This window comes from Amycolatopsis sp. NPDC049252 (assembly GCF_043197175.1).
Lineage (GTDB): Bacteria > Actinomycetota > Actinomycetes > Mycobacteriales > Pseudonocardiaceae > Amycolatopsis.
The window spans coordinates 69,474-84,849 of the sequence record NZ_JBICSQ010000027.1; the positions used below are offsets into that span (position 1 = coordinate 69,474).

General features: G+C 60.8%; 14 protein-coding genes and 3 pseudogenes. 10 read left to right on the forward strand and 7 right to left on the reverse strand.

The window, feature by feature from the left end:
• Positions 1 to 3: 3 nt before the first annotated feature.
• The 3 genes from ACGFMK_RS25990 to ACGFMK_RS26000 form a co-directional block, all read right to left on the reverse strand.
• The gene (locus ACGFMK_RS25990; RefSeq protein WP_392768140.1) at positions 4 to 177 is read right to left on the reverse strand and encodes a hypothetical protein; all 174 of its coding nucleotides are present in this window, start codon (positions 175 to 177) and stop codon (positions 4 to 6) included.
• 331 nt (positions 178 to 508) lie between these two features.
• Positions 509 to 682: a hypothetical protein gene (locus ACGFMK_RS25995; RefSeq protein WP_392768143.1), complete on the reverse strand. Its 174-nt coding sequence runs from the start codon at positions 680 to 682 to the stop codon at positions 509 to 511.
• 304 nt (positions 683 to 986) lie between these two features.
• Entirely contained in the window at positions 987 to 1,154 is a 168-nt protein-coding gene (locus ACGFMK_RS26000; RefSeq protein ID WP_392768146.1) for a hypothetical protein, read from the reverse strand.
• A gap of 128 nt (positions 1,155 to 1,282) precedes the next feature.
• Here ACGFMK_RS26000 and ACGFMK_RS26005 point away from each other — a divergent pair, with 128 nt between their 5' ends.
• A complete protein-coding gene (locus ACGFMK_RS26005; RefSeq protein ID WP_392768149.1) occupies positions 1,283 to 2,083 on the forward strand; it encodes a hypothetical protein in 801 nt (266 codons plus the stop codon).
• Between the two features lie 1,738 nt (positions 2,084 to 3,821).
• On the opposite strand, the gene ACGFMK_RS26010 is transcribed toward ACGFMK_RS26005, so the two are convergent.
• Positions 3,822 to 5,090, reverse strand: a complete 1,269-nt coding sequence (locus tag ACGFMK_RS26010) for a prenyltransferase/squalene oxidase repeat-containing protein (protein ID WP_392768152.1) — start codon at positions 5,088 to 5,090, stop codon at positions 3,822 to 3,824.
• 38 nt (positions 5,091 to 5,128) lie between these two features.
• The gene (locus ACGFMK_RS26015; protein WP_392768154.1) at positions 5,129 to 5,788 is read right to left on the reverse strand and encodes a class I SAM-dependent methyltransferase; all 660 of its coding nucleotides are present in this window, start codon (positions 5,786 to 5,788) and stop codon (positions 5,129 to 5,131) included.
• A 250-nt stretch (positions 5,789 to 6,038) separates the two neighbouring features.
• Here ACGFMK_RS26015 and ACGFMK_RS26020 point away from each other — a divergent pair, with 250 nt between their 5' ends.
• The gene (locus ACGFMK_RS26020; RefSeq protein ID WP_392768156.1) at positions 6,039 to 7,148 is read left to right on the forward strand and encodes a thiamine-monophosphate kinase; all 1,110 of its coding nucleotides are present in this window, start codon (positions 6,039 to 6,041) and stop codon (positions 7,146 to 7,148) included.
• Here ACGFMK_RS26020 and ACGFMK_RS26025 read toward each other — a convergent pair.
• Complete coding sequence (locus ACGFMK_RS26025; RefSeq protein WP_392768158.1) at positions 7,137 to 7,826, reverse strand: hypothetical protein; 690 nt, start codon at positions 7,824 to 7,826, stop codon at positions 7,137 to 7,139. The two genes, ACGFMK_RS26020 and ACGFMK_RS26025, sit on opposite strands and share 12 nt — an antisense overlap.
• Before the next feature lie 223 nt (positions 7,827 to 8,049).
• On the opposite strand from ACGFMK_RS26025, the gene ACGFMK_RS26030 reads away from it, so the two are divergent.
• Together ACGFMK_RS26030 and ACGFMK_RS26035 are read left to right on the forward strand one after the other, a co-directional pair.
• Positions 8,050 to 8,793, forward strand: a complete 744-nt coding sequence (locus tag ACGFMK_RS26030; RefSeq protein ID WP_392768161.1) for a hypothetical protein — start codon at positions 8,050 to 8,052, stop codon at positions 8,791 to 8,793.
• A gap of 195 nt (positions 8,794 to 8,988) precedes the next feature.
• Positions 8,989 to 9,152, forward strand: a pseudogene (locus ACGFMK_RS26035) (transposase); the annotation flags it as partial.
• A 76-nt stretch (positions 9,153 to 9,228) separates the two neighbouring features.
• Here the strand turns inward: ACGFMK_RS26035 and ACGFMK_RS26040 are convergent.
• Positions 9,229 to 10,755 (reverse strand): recombinase family protein, encoded by a 1,527-nt coding sequence (locus ACGFMK_RS26040; RefSeq protein ID WP_392768164.1) that lies wholly within the window; start codon positions 10,753 to 10,755, stop codon positions 9,229 to 9,231.
• A gap of 335 nt (positions 10,756 to 11,090) precedes the next feature.
• Between ACGFMK_RS26040 and ACGFMK_RS26045 the strand changes: the two genes are divergently transcribed.
• The 6 genes and pseudogenes from ACGFMK_RS26045 (at position 11,091) to ACGFMK_RS26070 (ending at position 15,225) form a co-directional block, all read left to right on the forward strand.
• A complete protein-coding gene (locus ACGFMK_RS26045) occupies positions 11,091 to 12,608 on the forward strand; it encodes a hypothetical protein (RefSeq protein WP_392768167.1) in 1,518 nt (505 codons plus the stop codon).
• On the forward strand, positions 12,605 to 13,279 hold the full coding sequence (locus tag ACGFMK_RS26050) for a hypothetical protein (protein WP_392768170.1): 675 nt from the start codon (positions 12,605 to 12,607) through the stop codon (positions 13,277 to 13,279). Before ACGFMK_RS26045 ends, ACGFMK_RS26050 begins: the two co-directional genes overlap by 4 nt.
• 5 nt (positions 13,280 to 13,284) lie before the next feature.
• Entirely contained in the window at positions 13,285 to 13,647 is a 363-nt protein-coding gene (locus tag ACGFMK_RS26055; RefSeq protein WP_392768173.1) for a hypothetical protein, read from the forward strand.
• A 208-nt stretch (positions 13,648 to 13,855) separates the two neighbouring features.
• A protein-coding gene (locus ACGFMK_RS26060) for an IS5 family transposase (RefSeq protein ID WP_392768176.1) occupies positions 13,856 to 14,664 on the forward strand; the annotation gives its coding sequence in 2 pieces (ribosomal slippage) (positions 13,856 to 14,195 and positions 14,195 to 14,664; 810 coding nt in all).
• A 40-nt stretch (positions 14,665 to 14,704) separates the two neighbouring features.
• A pseudogene (locus tag ACGFMK_RS26065) lies at positions 14,705 to 14,928 on the forward strand (23S rRNA (adenine(2503)-C(2))-methyltransferase RlmN); the annotation flags it as partial.
• Position 14,929: 1 nt separating this feature from the next.
• Positions 14,930 to 15,225: pseudogene (locus ACGFMK_RS26070) on the forward strand (hypothetical protein).
• Positions 15,226 to 15,376: the final 151 nt, after the last annotated feature.

Sequence of the window (15,376 nt, forward strand, 5' to 3'; positions counted from 1 at the left end):
GCCCTACATGTGGGACGAGGTGACCGACGAGGTGACTTCGCCCTGCGGCGCCTGCTGGACGCCGTGCACCAGCTCGATGTTGCGGCAGAGGGACGCTGCCGAGCTGCAGGAGCTGCTGAAGTTCGCGGACGAGGAGACGGCCCGGCAGCGGACGGCGATCGCCGAGCAGGAGAACACCTACGCCGACCTGCTGGCCGACTACCAGACCGCGCAGGAGGACCGGGCCTGCCTCGCCTCCGACTTCGAGTCGACCCTGAGCCGGCTGCGGTACGTCGAGTCCCTGGTCCCAAAGGAGGCCCACGGGAGCTACCGGAAGGCGGAGTCGAGCGCCAGGTCGCGCCGGCCACCGCTGCGACGCCGACGCTGGCCGCGCTGCTCGCTCAGGATCTCCTCGCGGACCACTTGGTGCTCCCGGACGAGGCTCTCGTGGATCTCAAGGCACTCGACGCGGCGCTCGAGTCGGGGTCCGTGGGGCCAAATCCTGGGAGGCGCTTCGCGCGCTGCACGCCTACGGTGCCGAGCTCGCGGCCGACAACGATCCCGGCGCGTTCTGGACGTGGTGCGAGAACTCCGGCCACCCGCTCGCGTGGTGTGCGACGCCGAAGAAGCTGTCCATGACGGAGAGCGAGAGCGTGGAGAACAACGAGAAGTTCCGGCGCCGGCGAGCGCTACCGGTCAGCATGGACGTGGACCCCAAGCGGGCGGATCTACATGCCCGCCCACGTCAAGGTCGCCGAGGGCGGGGGAGATCTCGCCCCGCGCATCTACTTCTACCCGCCCCGGAAGACGGGGAAGGTCCACGTGGGGTACTTCGGGCCGCACCGCGACATGCCCAACACCGGACATGATCGTCTGGCCGATCTCGCCGCTGAGCCGAGCGTCCAGCATGGGGCCAGCTCGGTCACTCGGACGAGCTCCTGGCGCTCACCAGTGCGAGAGCTCTTGCCCCGTGAGACCGGCGACGACCTCGGCGGGGCCGGCCAGCGTCACCTTGAGCCGCTCGGCGGTTTAAGGCACGCGTAGACGCCCTTGAGGTGATGGACCATCTCACTGATCGCTGCCGCCAGCCGACGGACGTCTGGGGCCATCTGCTCGGCAGCGTCGGCGATGACTCGGAGGTCCTTGAGGCGGTCGATGATGAACTGGCGGTTCATGTGCAGCTTCCTTCTCCCTCGGGTGTGACGCGTCGGACTCGTGGTCGAGGAGACGCGTCATGATAGGTTTTCACAGAATTCCTGTGCGGTGAAACGGCACCCTACACGGATCACGAGGAGCCTGTGAAGTGAAGTCCGGATCCAGCCTGGCGGTGGCCTTCGGGCGCGTGCTGCAGGCAGTGCGCAAGCGCTCGTCGCAGAACCAGGCCGATGTCGCCGGCTCCTTCGACCCAAAGCTCTCGGTGGCGGCCGTGTCGATGGCCGAGAGCGGAAACCGTCCACCCAAGACCGAGGCGATGGTTCGGGGCTATGCCGCCGCCCTGGAACTCGACGAGGACACGCTGCTCGAGCTCTGGTGGGCGATGCAGGGGATGGTCGCGGTCGAGAGTCGCGCCGAAGAGCGCACGGTCGCGCGATGGTGGGGTGAACTGAAGACAAGCCGCGAGGCCGAGATCCACCACATCCAGGCCCAGGTCGCCGCAAAGAAGAAGCGGAATCCGGGCGAGGACTGGTACGAGCCCTCCCTGGCGTTGTTCACGCTGGCCGAGGCGATCTGCGAGATCCTGAAGCGCCTGCTGGGCGACTCCTGGCAGGTTGACTACAGGCGCGAACTTGGCCTCTACGACCCTGTTGACCCGCGCCTGGCAGCGGTCATCATCGAACTGCGGGCAGAAGTTCCGGAGAGCGACGGCCCGAACGCGTCCCACGAGCTGATGGCCACGTTCGCATGCCCGGAACCCGTGGCTCGACCTGTTCCGGCCGAGTCGGCGGAGAGGCCCGACGCTGGGGCCATGTCTCCCGACGTCGCATGGATCCTCTCGTCGGTCGAGGCGATGCCCGCCCGCGAACGAGCGGCGGTCGCCGGCTTCATCCGGGGACTGCGAGAGGGAGCCAGCCTCTTCTCCACGACCTCTCCGCCCTCTGAGTAGACGTGCATCGCAGCCAGCACGCGGTGCCGAGCTCGCAGCACCTCGCGGCGTGAATAGGACCCGAGCAGGAGCATCAGCGCCTAGTGCACCGGGTCATCGAGGTTCACCGGACCAGCCGCCTCGGGAGCCACAGTTGGATGCCTTGCGGCCGGAGCGTGGTCAGCAGGGCGTTGAACTGGTCTCCGTAGAACGCTCGCTTGTACTCTCCGATGACGACCGCGCCGAACGGACGGTTTGGGTGCTCCGCTGCTGCCACCAGCTAGGCCGCTGCCGGTCGTTGACGCCAGGCAGCCGACGTGAGCATCCTTCGTCGAAGTACTCCCCAGGATCACGCCGCACCCTCGGATCGTCTCCTCGGCCACCTCTCGCTGCCATCCTGACGATGTCTCCCCGTCCTGGAACTCGACCGTGGAAATCCGCCCGTCGAGCTAGTCGAGTAGGTCGGGGAACCGTGCGAGAGTAGCCTCCGTCCGACGGTGAAGCGTGCTTAGGCGGCAGGACCACACGTCAGCGAGTCAGGTCAAGGCGGGTGAGTAGTGTATGCAACTCAGTCCTCGGACTGATCGGCAAGTTCAACACCAACAGGCCGGGCTCGCTCCGTGTCTTCACTGAGAGCGAGATCGTCAGCCGGCTCAAGCACGACCTGCCGTGCACCAAGTGGGGCGAAGTACTCGACCTCATCACGCCGAGACTGACCGGCCGCCGCGATCGGACGCTGCTGGAAGTCGTCCGCGCCTCCAATAGATCCCTGACCAGCTCGGACTCGACAGCGGAATCAAGCAGCAGTTATGGTCTGCAATGAGAAACAGTCGGTTCCAAGATCGATCGGGATTTGAAGTGAGATTCGGTAGGATATAAGAACGCAATAACTGCGGCGCGATCCGAGGCGCTCAACCTCTCGAACTGAGGCTTGGGTTTATCTTCATGCTGTGCCGACAGTCGCCTGCCTCGATGATAGAAGGCCGGCCAATTTAGCGTAGCGCGGGGAGGCTTAGGTACAAACGCGAAGCCTGCGCCAATCGAAAAGATTGCCTCTCTGGAACCGCAAGGGATGGGCGTGAGACTTTGCTTCATCAGCTGAACTGCTTGCCGACGTTTATTGCTATCTGGCATGAGCATTACGGCTCGAGGGTAAGGGGCCCCCTCTAGCCAGCCATCATGGGTCTGGAATAAATGAAGTGAAAGCGGACTTCGGTCAGCGTGACCACTAAATATTTCCTCGCCTCCATCAGATTGAAGAGCGTTTGGATAGAGTACAGTTCGCAGGACCGTGACTGAACTTTTTGTATCCCATCCAAACGTTTCTGACGTCCACGGGTCGAATGCTTCGAGTAAGTGTGACGCAACGCATTCAGCAATTGGAATTACTTCCGATAGCGGCGCCCATAATTGTCGAAGCTCATGCGGTTGATTACGCTCGGCGACTTGCGTGTTTGCATATTCTCGCGATCTTGACCCTAGGTGCAGCCATATCGATGAATCGTCATGGCGACTCCGGCCAAGTCCATGAAAGGCTGATCGTACGCCGAAGGTGCTAAATTCGGGAACATGCAGTAGTTCTCTAACCGTACTGTCGGACATTGCGAGGAGTAGGACCTGGATCGAGCAGGAGAAGAATCTTTCAACGGTATCGCCGGAAGGTATGGCCGGTTCCGTCACGTGTGTAAAACCTGTAAGTGCAATATTGTCTAGTTCCTGCATGAGAACTCCATTGCATTAAGGTCTGCTAGCTATCGAACTAACTTTTGCGTCGTCGTGCACTGATTTCCTGCAAGATAAAAAGTAGCACAGGGAAGCCGAGGCCGATGAGCAACTCGTTCAATCCAATCCAATGTAAGAAGAATGTCGCCAGGCCGATTATTAACGAGGCGCCAAGTAGGGCCGTTGCGCCGTATCGTAACGCTATCTGTCGACCTCGATGAACGCGATCTTGTCTCCATATCTTGCGTATCGAGGTTTTCTTCCTGAGAGAATCTCTAATTATTACGGTACCGGGAAGGAGGGTGAGTGAATCATCGTATCGCTGCAGGGGTATACGGCGAAGGTCGCACAAAGATTCGTAGAATGGCCAGACCGACCAGATTGATATGTTTGGTCCGCCGTGTATGCTTGGCCAATGCCCCGCTTCGAGCTGCTTGTCCAGTATTGACTCGTATAGCTTCCCTAGAAGATCCAGATTCGCCTTCTCTGGGTGGCGGATGAGAGCGCATGCTGCGACTGGAGCAACATAATGAAGCATGCCATTTTGCCAAGTTGAGCGTCGCGAGCCAATTGTGACGGAGACTTCGTATGACTCGACATAGCGATCGGTGGTCAGTTGCGAATTAAGTGCCTCTTCGAGGTACTGATAGCCTAATTCGACGGCCCTGTCGTGGCAATCTGGCCGACAGTCCCGGATGGCAGTTAGGGCCGCAGCTGAATGGACTAAAGACATTGGCGCCTTCGCGGCTTCGCCCCAGCCACCCATTTTGCTATCGTGCTGAGAAAGGAGCCAATCGACTGCGCTATCGACAGCTGGTTCATGATGGTTCAATTTGGCGACCGCGCGTAAACACAAGCAGGTCAGCCATATGCGCGAAGGGCAGCCTTGAGCTGCACCCCAGCCGCCGTCCTTATTCGCGTTTTTAATAATCCATCGGTATGCACGTTCGACGTTCGGTAAGCCCGGGTCCCAGAATGAACCGCTGGTTCCCAAAAAGCGCAGTATCCACGCGGTAGCGTCTGTTACCGTATGACCAACACTAGTGTTAGTTGCCCAACCGCCATCGATGACCTGTTCTGAAGCAGATACCTGGCGTGAGGTCAGAAATTTAACTGCGTCTTCGTATTGCTTCGGCCTCCGGCCGGCCATCTCGAACATTGTCAAAGCTACGGCTGTAGCTGTGGGTCCGGGTGTTCCCTCGTCCAGGCGGTTATACCATCCGCCGCCGACTCCGTGAGCGTTCGCTCTGTAGGATCGTACGAGCAGGTCGAGTGATTTGTCCTGGGCGGCGTTCACTCGTGTCATATCTAAAGTTCTCAAAGCCTATCCCGGTCCTTCGGCTGCTAAGCACGATGTGCCATCGCGCGAAGGTAGGTTCCTTCGTGCTTGGGGTTCAGGTAGTGCGCTGTCACTTGCTCTATGGAGTCTACGTCCCAAGAGCTCAATAGCTGGTATAACTCTGACGAAGAGAAGAACCGACGTAGGTGACCGCGTAATTCATACATGTGGTCGCCTTTCGGCTCGCCGCTTCCGTACAAAGTGTCCTGTGTCGACCGGACCATAAATACGAACGTGCCCTCTGGGGCAATTACTCGACCAATCTCGCTAATTATTGCCCGAGTTGTTGCTTCGTCAAAATAGTGTAGGGACAGGTAGGCGAAAACGCCGTCGAAGGAGTTGTTGCGCCAAGGGTAGGGTGTTGCCGCCGTGTTCATGCATTGAAACATTGGTGGCTTCTTCACTGTCTTGGCAGAGGCGAGTTCATTCGCCTGTAGGATTGCACTACGTGATAGGTCAGTTGCAGTAACGGTGTATCCTAGCTGGCCTAGCTTGACCGCGTCGTAGCCCTGGCCACAGCCGAGTTCTAAGACCCTTCCCGAGCCCGGTAAGCGATCGACGAACATCTTCAGCGTGTTGATGTGGACATCGTCATCATCTTGAGCATTGTTGTTAGAGTGCCATTTCTCCCAATAAGTCGAATTAGTGTCACCGGAGCTGTTCATCGCCGTCCTTCCGCGTCGGTGGTCGGGCCGCGACGCTGGGCAAGTGTAGCCGAGGACTTGGTCAGGCCTCGGGCGTCTGGTCGATAGACTCCGGCACTGGCATCAGGCAGTAGCCCGAACGCCGTAGCGCCGTGATTCACAGTCAGGCTACGAAGTTGGGTAGGTGCTGTCGCTGTATTGCGTGCCGACCATGCCTGTGATAGGGGAGGTACAGGCTTAATCTTAGACCCCGAATTAGGTACGGTGCGACATGCAGAGGGATCGGGAATATCCAGAAGCTGCAGACAACTTGACACTTGCTGATGTGGGTGAGGCGGCAATCATACAACAACTCATTACGCCTCGTTTTCAAACCCAGAGTGTTCTAGGTCCAATGATCGGTGATGACGCAGCAATTTTGAGAGTAGAGAACAAGGACTCATTTGTCGTTGCTACAACAGACCCTTGCCCCAGACCGGTTGCTTTCGATCTTGGAATGACCGATTACTGGATCTACGGATGGCTCACGATGCTAATCAATTTGAGCGACTTGGGCGCAATGGGAGCTAGGCCTACTGGTATGCTAATCTCAACCGTGATGCCGCCAAGTATGATGGTGCGCGATTATGAGCGATTTCTCGAGGGGGTCGAGGAGGCATCGATAAGGTGGAAATGTCCGATTATTGGCGGGAATGTGAAAGACGGGCGTGAATTTGCGGCTACAGGAACCGCCCTTGGGGAAGTCGCAAGGAATAATGTGCTAGCTCGGACGGGAATGACCGTTGGCGATGCGATATGTGTCGTTGGAGACTCTGGCTTGTTTTGGGCGGGTGTACTCGCTGCGCGTCAAGATGTTTCTGGGCTAACAGTGCTGGAAGAAGAACGGCTCGATCGGGTCTTATGGAAGCCGGAAGCGTATCCGCATATTGGTGAGGCCCTTGGTAAATGTGGTGTCGTTAAAGCTTGCATGGATGCCTCTGATGGGGTTGGTGGAGCTTTAGAAGATTTAGGCTTGTCGAATGGTCTAAATATTATTCTACGGCCAGACAATATGGAAATCCATCAGGCGGCAAGTGCTGTTGCTCGCGGACTTGAAATAGATCAGCGCCGACTCTACTTTGCGTGGGGTGACTGGCAGTTAGTGTTTGCCGTAGAGCCTGATGATGTGGCTGTCGCGCAGGCGATAGTTGCCGAAACGGGAGCGTCTTTCCAGGAGATAGGGCGAGCTGTTGAAGGAGCTGGCTATATCCTTATTGAGGACTCGGGTCATTTGCGTCGCGTGAACTCACTTCGTTCGCTACGGTTCAGTTCAACTTCAAATTTTACTAATGGCTTAGCCCCGTATGAAAAGCTTTTAACTCATGGCGACTTACTGGCGTAGGCCCGTAGTTGAATATGATCTCCAATATTCGATGGATGACGAAATTGTCGACGGGTTAGGCGCCACTACCCAATCCCAATCATCTCGGTCAAGTGCGGCTCCAAGCGCTCGCCGACTCTCTTGGCCGATGGCTTCCGTTGCGTCCCAAGTGTATTCTGACCTTTCGTTCCTGGACCACAAATATGCAACGTCACCAGGTGTGAGTTTCGTGGGGCTCTCGTCAAGTGGAGGAAGTCGGCTTCCGAAAAGGTTGACTAGATGATTGAGACCCGGGAAAAGGTGTACGTGCGTATGAAGAATGCAGGACGACCTTCCGGACCTTGACCTCCCGCCGTGCTCAAGCTCTAGTAGGCCGTGACCCTTGCTGCGACAGTATTCTCGAAGGGTTTTCGCAATGACGTCGTATTCGTTTCTGATCTCAGTTCTGCATTGGAGAAGGCCTTCAGTGTGAGTGGTTGTTACTGCAAGCACGTGGCCGATCGCAAGTGGGCCGAGTGTTGGCAATAGTATAAAATTGTCGAATCTTGCTATTGGAGTATTGTAGACGGCTGGCTTGGCTTCAGCGGTCTCCGAAAGTATGATGCAAAAGGCGCAAACTGGCTCGTCGTGCGAACCTTGCACCGGATGATTGGAGGTCGAGATGAATTGTTGAGGTATTTTTTTCAAGGGCTGCTCCATATTTTCGCGGAAATTCCGTATGCTGCCACGAATATGCCTATTCGGATCAATTTTTTCATCCCGCGAGACGGTTGGTCAAGTATATTCAACTAACGTTCGTGTATCTAAATCGATTCAGGGCATGTGATCGTTGGCGCATACTAACACAGAATTCATATTCAAGTTTGCTATGCTGTGTTGTGGGGAGCTGATGATCTATAAGTATTTCCTTGAGGTGAAATGAATGTTCAACGCGGTGATAGCTACCATGACTCGAGTTTCTTTTGAATCCGAATGGGAACGTGTGCGCGCAGATTGTGCTCTCAAGACGGTAGCGCGTGCTCGCGAGCATGGATACTCGATCAAGATTGTGGATGATGGCGCTCCGCTTGACTACATCCGAAAAATGGAGAGTCTGGGTGCGCAGGTATGTGCGCAGGACGCTCTTGGCCTCGGGAGCGCGGTCCGTCAGGCGCTGCGAGCAGCTCGCGATGCGGCTTCAGAGGATGATGCAGTCGTTTGGGTTGAACCGGAGAAGTATCCAATCATTCCACTGCTGGCGCGCGCAATCGACGAGGTAACCGGAAACAGGGTTGATCTGGTAACGTTTCGACGCAAAAGTTTGGCTACCTATCCGCCAGAACAGGCGATGCATTATGAATTAATTAATCTAGCGGTAAAGTACCTTACTGGGTTTGATTGCGATTTCAGTTGGGGGCCAATGGTGATGAGTCGTAGAGCTGTCGAGTACCACCTTGGGTATGTTAGCGATCACGGGGATTTGTGGGATAGCGTGCACTGTCCGAAACTTCGAATGATCAAAGATGGGCTGCGCTGGAAAGTTCTACCAATCGACTATGCTCATCCATTGGAGCAATCTGAAGCTGAGGCCGGAATGACGCTTTTTTTGAAGAAGATTAGGCAGGTGGATCAGCTGGTTCGCGCGATTATGGCCGAAGTAGATAGGCTTGGTATGCGAGCGCCGTAGAATCTGCCATGTCCGGATATTTAGTTTCGATGGATCTGGAACGGTTGAGCGACTGATATTCGTGTGAGTTGGCGGACTGGGTGCTGTTATGTATTTATCGAGCAGGCAGGGGTGTCTGCTCGTTACTGCAGCGGTGGAATGATTGAGAGAGTGTCTTACGTGGCGATCGATGCTTCCTAAGCCATGGTCTTGCTCGTGGTTGATCGGTTGTCGCTGCAGTTGGTGCCGGACGAGTTGTGGGACCTGGTTGAGCCGTTGATTCCAGGGTTTCGGCCGCGTCCGCAGGGGGTGGGAGGGCTCCGGTGGAGGCTCGAGCGGTGTTTACGGCGATCGTGTACGTGCTGACTGGTGGCTGCGCGTGACGGGATTAAGGTCGAGACGGGTGAACAGTGTCGGACACACAATTACCCCATGGAGCCACGCGTTGCGGCCAGGTCAGAGTAACAGCAGCTGGTCGCCGACGGTCTCAACTCTCGTGGTAAGTGCGGAATGTGGGCTGTACGCCCTGACTTCGCGTGTCGGGCCGCCACACATGATCGTTAGGTCATTCGTTCTCAGGTAGTCGGAGATCGCGGACCCATCATCACCTACGGTCTCGGCGAATCGCACGCGGAGATCGTTGAGCAAGTGGTCTTCACGGACGTAGACGTTCTTGGCGAGTTCTGGTGGGCGGTTGCGGGCGCTCGTGTGGCCGTGGCGGCAGCGGTAGCCGGGGCGGCCGTTCACCCAGTGCGAGTCCAATCGGCGGCCGCACAGTTGACATTGCACGACTCCCGCCAGAACGTACGTCCTGGTGCCGCCGTCCTGGGTGAGCCGGGCTGCGCGCATGCCCTGGACCTCGAGGAAGGTGGCCCCGTCCACGAGCGCCGGATGTATCACCTTCTCCGACTCGGCCCAGCCCTGCGCCGTCGGTGGTCGAGTGGGAACACGGTGGTGGGCCGGGCCGGTTGTTCTGGCACCTTGTCGGTTCCACACCTGCCGCCCGGTGTATCGAGGATTTTCGAGGATCCCGACCACCGTTCGGACGATCCACTCGTGCTTCGTCCGGTGCCGGTTCCGGCCACGGTCAACGCTCGAGGGGCACGGGATGCCGCGGTCGTTCAGCTCCCGCGCGATACCGGCCACGCTGCGCCCGGTAGCGCGTTGCTGGAAAATCCACCGCACCCACGGTGCGGTGGCCGGATCGGGTTCCAGGCGGTGCAGGCGGCGACCCCAGTTCGCATGGGCCCGGTTCGGGTGGGGACCGGCGTCAGCGAGGCGATATCCGTAGGGTGGCCGGCCGCCGAGGAACCTGCCTTGAACACGGGACTGGAGGTGCATCGCCGCGAGCACGCGGTGCCGGGCTCGCAGCACCTCGCGACGTGACTGGGACCCGAGCAGCAGCATCAACGCTTGGTGCACTGGGTCCTCGAGGTTCACCGGACCATTCGTTTCGGGGAGCCACAGCTGGATGCCGTGCAGCCGGAGCGTGGTCACCACGGCGTTGAACTGGTCTCCGTAGAACGCTCGCTCGTACTCGCCGATCACGACGGCGTCGAACAGGCGGTTCGTGTGCTCCGCAGCTGCCATCAACTGTGCCGCAGCGGGCCGTTCGGACCATGGCAGCCGACGCGAGAAACCTTCGTCGAAGTACTCCGCCACGATCACGCCGTGCCCTCGGATCGTCTCCTCAGCGACCTCGCGCTGCCAGCCGGAAGACGTCGTCCGATCGTGGAACTCGACCGTGGACATCCGCCCATAGAACGCGAACCTCAGCCCGTGTGTCGCGGCAGTTCGCTGCCGACGTCGGGCACCAGCTCGACGCGGAGACATTGCGCCTGTCGGAGGAGCTGCTCGGGTAAGACTGGGCATTGTGCACCTCGATGCTTGAGGTGGGTTCGGGTCGAGGGCGGAACGCAGCCGCCTGGTACCGATGACGAGTCCGGGGCTGATCTGCACCCGAATGGCCGCATTGCAGCTCATATCTCTCGTGTTGCACTGTAAGTGGTCGGCAACTACAGGCTGGCGTTATGACACGCACGGTCGCCGACAGGCGCGGCGACAGCGGTGGAGGCTGACTGCGCCGCGGGAGCCGATGCCGGGCTGGCCGAGCGTCCATGACCTGGCCGGACGCGAAGAAGTCGCCGATTCTCAAAATCTGCACGATGAGCGGCCACTTTGACGCGAAGGCCATGATGCGAAGTCGACATCGAGCAGGGCCTGCTAGCGCATTCAGGTGAAGATCGCGTTCCAGCGTAATGCGTGGTTTTCGCCTTCCGACTACACCGCGAGAGGTCGGGCAGGGCCTGGAGGTGCCGATGACAGGGGCAGCCGGTGATCGTGCCGGTGGCGAGCTGCACGCGCGATGGCAGGCGCTGCAGCTGCTGCAACCGGTCTTCGAACTGGTGAACCGTGCGGCTCCGCGGGCCGGGTTCGACCACCGCCAGTATGACCTGCCCCAGCTAGCCCTGCGATTGATCGACTTCGTCGTGCTGAACCAAGCCAGCATGGAGGGGTCGGTCAGCCCGGCCGCGATCGTCGACCACCTGATGCTCGCCGCGCGCCGGATGAGCCCGGACGACGACAGCCGGCCGTGGGCGAAGGTGGCCAAAGTCGTCCTGAACACGCTGCTCAACGACGGGCGCCCGCACGAGGTGTTCTGGCGTGAACCGGCGGTCGACGGCGAAGAGTGGAGCGAGGCCGTTGCGTACCGGTTTCAGCTCCTGACCCTCACAGAGGAGGTCGAGGGGATCGCGATCAAGGCGACCGACCCCGCGATCCTCGTGTTCTTGCAGGCTCTCAACACAAACCTGGCCGATCAGGCGCTCGCGCTCAAGATCATGGTCGAGATCCAGATGAACTCCGGCGAGTTCGACAAGGCGCTCGCGACCGCCAAGCAGGCGACGCGGACCGCCCAGGGGCTCTCGGCCAGCCTGCGGGAGAAGCTGGATGACACGCGCCGTGACATCCGTAGCGTCGACTGGGCCGGTGAGATGCCCGGCTGGCTCGAAAACGTCCTGGAAAAGATCGGGCAGCAGCTCGACAAGGACCGGCAGCTCCGCGATCTCGCCCGACGAGCTGGTGAGGATCCAGGAGCCGCCGAGGTCTGCCGCCTGATCGAGGAGACCGTCGCCCGCGGGCAGGACGTATGGGTGCGGTTGGAGCTCTACCTCCAGCAGGCCATCCCGGTGTTCTTGGCGGCCCAGGAGGTGCAGCGCTTCCAGCCCCGGGGGCTCGCGGCCGCGATCGACCTCGGCGAACAGGTGCTGGCGCCGAGCCTGGTCGCCGACGATCCCGAGTTCGAGGTGGTCGCCGGAATCCTGATCGCCGGGGTATCGCCGGCGCGTGTCACGCCGCAATGGGGCCTCGACGACCTGCTCAAGCAGCTTCTCCGGGAGCCCACCGCACGGGAGATGCGCGCCCCCGACGTCGACGACCCGGGCGAGCTCGGGGAAGAACCCCACGATTCGGTGCCGGACGACATCGCCGCCTGTGCCACCGAGATCCTCGCCGCGGCCGCACACACGCCGGCGCGCCTGTCCGATCTGTTGGCCGCCGGGAGGGAAGCCGCCGATCGGGTCGCAGAGCCTGTCCGCCTCCTCGACGTACTGTGGGGCGCGGCATTCTACGTGTTCGTGAACACCTCGGAACTCACGGCCGACGAGCTGCCAGTGCGGCCGGACCTGGCCGCCGCAGTCGCGGCGCTGGCCGCGGTCGACGACGACACCACACTCGTGGATCCGCGGTTCTCCGGACCCGATCTGCTGTTGGCCACGCCCGCGGCTCTCGACCGGATCGACGCGGTGAGCGCAGGCGACCTGATGGGAGCGGAATGAACCTGACCGACGTGGGTGACGCTGCTTCCCTGGTGCGATTCGCGCTCGTGCCGAAACACCGTCCGACACCGGACAGTCCATACCGGGCGTTGCTCGACCGGTACCGGACGGATACGGAGTTCGCGGAGATTGTCGGTCGGATCGCCGACGGCCTCGGGATCCGCGTCCACCTGCCGACCCAGCTGGGCTTGCTGGTCACGGGAGCTTCGGACGGTCCGTTCGCGGTCACGCTGGACAACAGCGGCCTGCCGCGGCGGACCGGGCCGAAGCAGCTGCAGGACCGGTACTGCTTCGGCCTGGTCCTGGTTGGCCTGGCTGCCTACGCCTATCCGAACGGAGAAGCGTTGCTCGACTCCGGCAGTCCCGGCGTACGGACCGCTGAACTGCAACGCTTCCTCACTCGCCATGCGAGAACCGCCGCCGATGCGGCCGGCGACGCCGAGGAGACGCGGAGCCGCCAGCTCGGTGAGGCGGCGAAGGTATGGCTCGACCTACCCGAGGTCCCGATCAACGACAGCGGCCGCAGCCGGGACAACCGCCGCTACTACGTCCACGCGCTCTTGCAGTGCCGTCCGTTCCGCTGGCGAGACCGGTGGCCGTCGTCCTCGATACGACGGCGCCCACCTTCGGACCGATCGAGGCGGTCCTGCGTACCGTCGCCTACACGCTGACTCTGGTGTTGTGGCAGCGGAACACGGCACCCACGCTGATCACACTGACGCATCCGGCCCAAGCACGTGAGATCACCACGCCCGAGCAACTGGTCGACCTGTGGACCAGCCGAACCCTGGCGGTACCGGACCCGGCGCCCGCTCTGGCCACGGCCACCACAACGGGCTTGCCCGTGATCGTGCTGACCACGCAGCATCTGGCTCGGACACATCAGCTGGTCGCCAACAGTCGTATGACGGTGGTGACGACTCACGTTCCGGGGCACCGGCCCGCATCACTGCCGCGCGGCTATCACCATTTCCACTTGCCCGCGGAGCCGATGCCATACCAGTTGGCCGCGGTAATCGCGGAACTGCTCAAGCCGTGATGAGTACTGGTGGGACCGAGTCCGAAAGGTGATAAGGATCGAGAGAATCTCGGAGGATACCCACCCGGCCAGTCTCCGATCAGGCGGCTGGTAAATCAGACACCTAAGCTGCCGGTGCATCCGGTGTCTGTTGCCGCGCATGGTGGACCTCTTACTTAGAGCGTGTCTCACTTGGATGTTGACGGATGTGCGGGCAAGATCATGACTCGTGATGGACGAGTTGTCGCGGCGGCTGGTGCCCGACGAGTTGTGGGCGCTGGTCGAGCCGCTCATTCCACCGGGCAAGACGCGTCCACAAGGTGGCGGGATGTCACGAGTTGACGATCGAGCAGTGTTCACCGCGATCGTGTTCGTGCTGACCAGCGGGTGTGCCTGGCGGCATCTGCCGCCCAGCTTCGGGGTCACCGTACCGACAGCGCATCGCCGGTTCACCGAGTGGACCGAGGCCGCGCTGTGGCGGCAGCTGCACCAGGCGGTGCTGGACGAACTGGGCAGCCGCGGCATGATCGACTGGTCGCGTGCAGTCATGGACGGAGCATCCGTCAGGGCAAAAAAGGGGGCGGACTGACCGGCCCGAGCCCGGTCGACAGCGGCAAATCCGGCTCGAAGATCCACGCCCTGTCCGACCGGGCCGGCCTGCCCTTGACCGTCGGTGTCTCCTCGGCCAACACCCACGACAGTCACGCGCTCAAGCCCTTGGTCAACGCGCTGCCGGCGATCCGGTCCCGACGTGGACCCCGGCGCCGGAAACCGGTCAAGCTGCACGCGGACAAGGCCTACGACATTCCCGCGCTGCGTGACTGGCTCCGCCGGCGCGGGATCATCCCGCGCATCGCCCGCAAAGGCATCGAATCCGGCGACAAGCTCGGCAAACACCGGTGGGTCATCGAACGGACGATCGCCTGGCTGACCGGATACCGGTGCCTGACCGTTCGCTACGAACGCAAACCCAGCCACTTCCTGGCCTTCCTCACGCTCGGCGCCGCTATCACCTGCTACAAGAAACTCGCCAAATGAGACACCCTCTTAGTACGGAGCGTCGCGTTGGGGAAGGACGGCCCCGGTTCTGACGAAGCGGTTGCGCAAGCACCGGGGCAGCTGGTGCACGTCAATGTCGTCCCGCTGAACCCCACCCCGGGTAGTAAGCGGGACGCGTCGCCGAAGCCGGTCGAGCGTGAATTCGTCCGCTTGGTGAACGCTGGTGGCGTCGCCTGCACGGTCCGGGACACCCGGGGCCAGGAGATCGCCGCGGCCTGTGGGCAGCTGGCTGCTGAAGGCTGAGTTGTTCGTGTCGATGATGGAGTGTTTGTCGTGATGTATGCCCCAGCCTGTTGGATCCGGCTGCCGACGAGCTTCGGCTCGGGGATGTGCGTGGTCGTGGTGCCACCGAGGTGGCGCGTGAGGCGCGGACTCTGTTGGGTGAGCGGTTCAGTTCGGTGACGTTCATGTACGTGTTGATGCGGGCGTTCGAGGTGGAGTACACGGCGGCGCGGGACGCGGCCCGCGTTCCACGGCGGCCCGCGGGCGCTGTCGGACGCTGACCTGGAGAACCTGCTGGCCCCGTGGTTGAACCGCTGACTTCAAGTCAGCTGATTCGGTAGAGGCGTCCGCCCTGGACGGCGAGCACGGTAAGAGCTCCGTTCGTGGCGCCCGCTGTTGCTTGCCAGGCTGCCGTATCCTGTCGGCCGCAGTTCGTCGGGTAAGCGGCAGTTGAGTGTGCGCGTCAGCA

Bases quoted from the DNA above. Each gene is read 5' to 3' on its own strand.
- ACGFMK_RS25995 (WP_392768143.1), bottom strand. From the start codon at position 682: ATGCTGACCGGTAGCGCTCGCCGGCGCCGGAACTTCTCGTTGTTCTCC.
- ACGFMK_RS26000 (WP_392768146.1), bottom strand. From the start codon at position 1,154: ATGAACCGCCAGTTCATCATCGACCGCCTCAAGGACCTCCGAGTCATC.
- ACGFMK_RS26010 (WP_392768152.1), bottom strand. From the start codon at position 5,090: ATGACACGAGTGAACGCCGCCCAGGACAAATCACTCGACCTGCTCGTA.
- ACGFMK_RS26015 (WP_392768154.1), bottom strand. From the start codon at position 5,788: ATGAACAGCTCCGGTGACACTAATTCGACTTATTGGGAGAAATGGCAC.
- ACGFMK_RS26020 (WP_392768156.1), top strand. From the start codon at position 6,039: ATGCAGAGGGATCGGGAATATCCAGAAGCTGCAGACAACTTGACACTT.
- ACGFMK_RS26025 (WP_392768158.1), bottom strand. From the start codon at position 7,826: ATGGAGCAGCCCTTGAAAAAAATACCTCAACAATTCATCTCGACCTCC.
- ACGFMK_RS26030 (WP_392768161.1), top strand. From the start codon at position 8,050: ATGTTCAACGCGGTGATAGCTACCATGACTCGAGTTTCTTTTGAATCC.
- ACGFMK_RS26040 (WP_392768164.1), bottom strand. From the start codon at position 10,755: ATGAGCTGCAATGCGGCCATTCGGGTGCAGATCAGCCCCGGACTCGTC.
- ACGFMK_RS26045 (WP_392768167.1), top strand. From the start codon at position 11,091: ATGACAGGGGCAGCCGGTGATCGTGCCGGTGGCGAGCTGCACGCGCGA.
- ACGFMK_RS26050 (WP_392768170.1), top strand. From the start codon at position 12,605: ATGAACCTGACCGACGTGGGTGACGCTGCTTCCCTGGTGCGATTCGCG.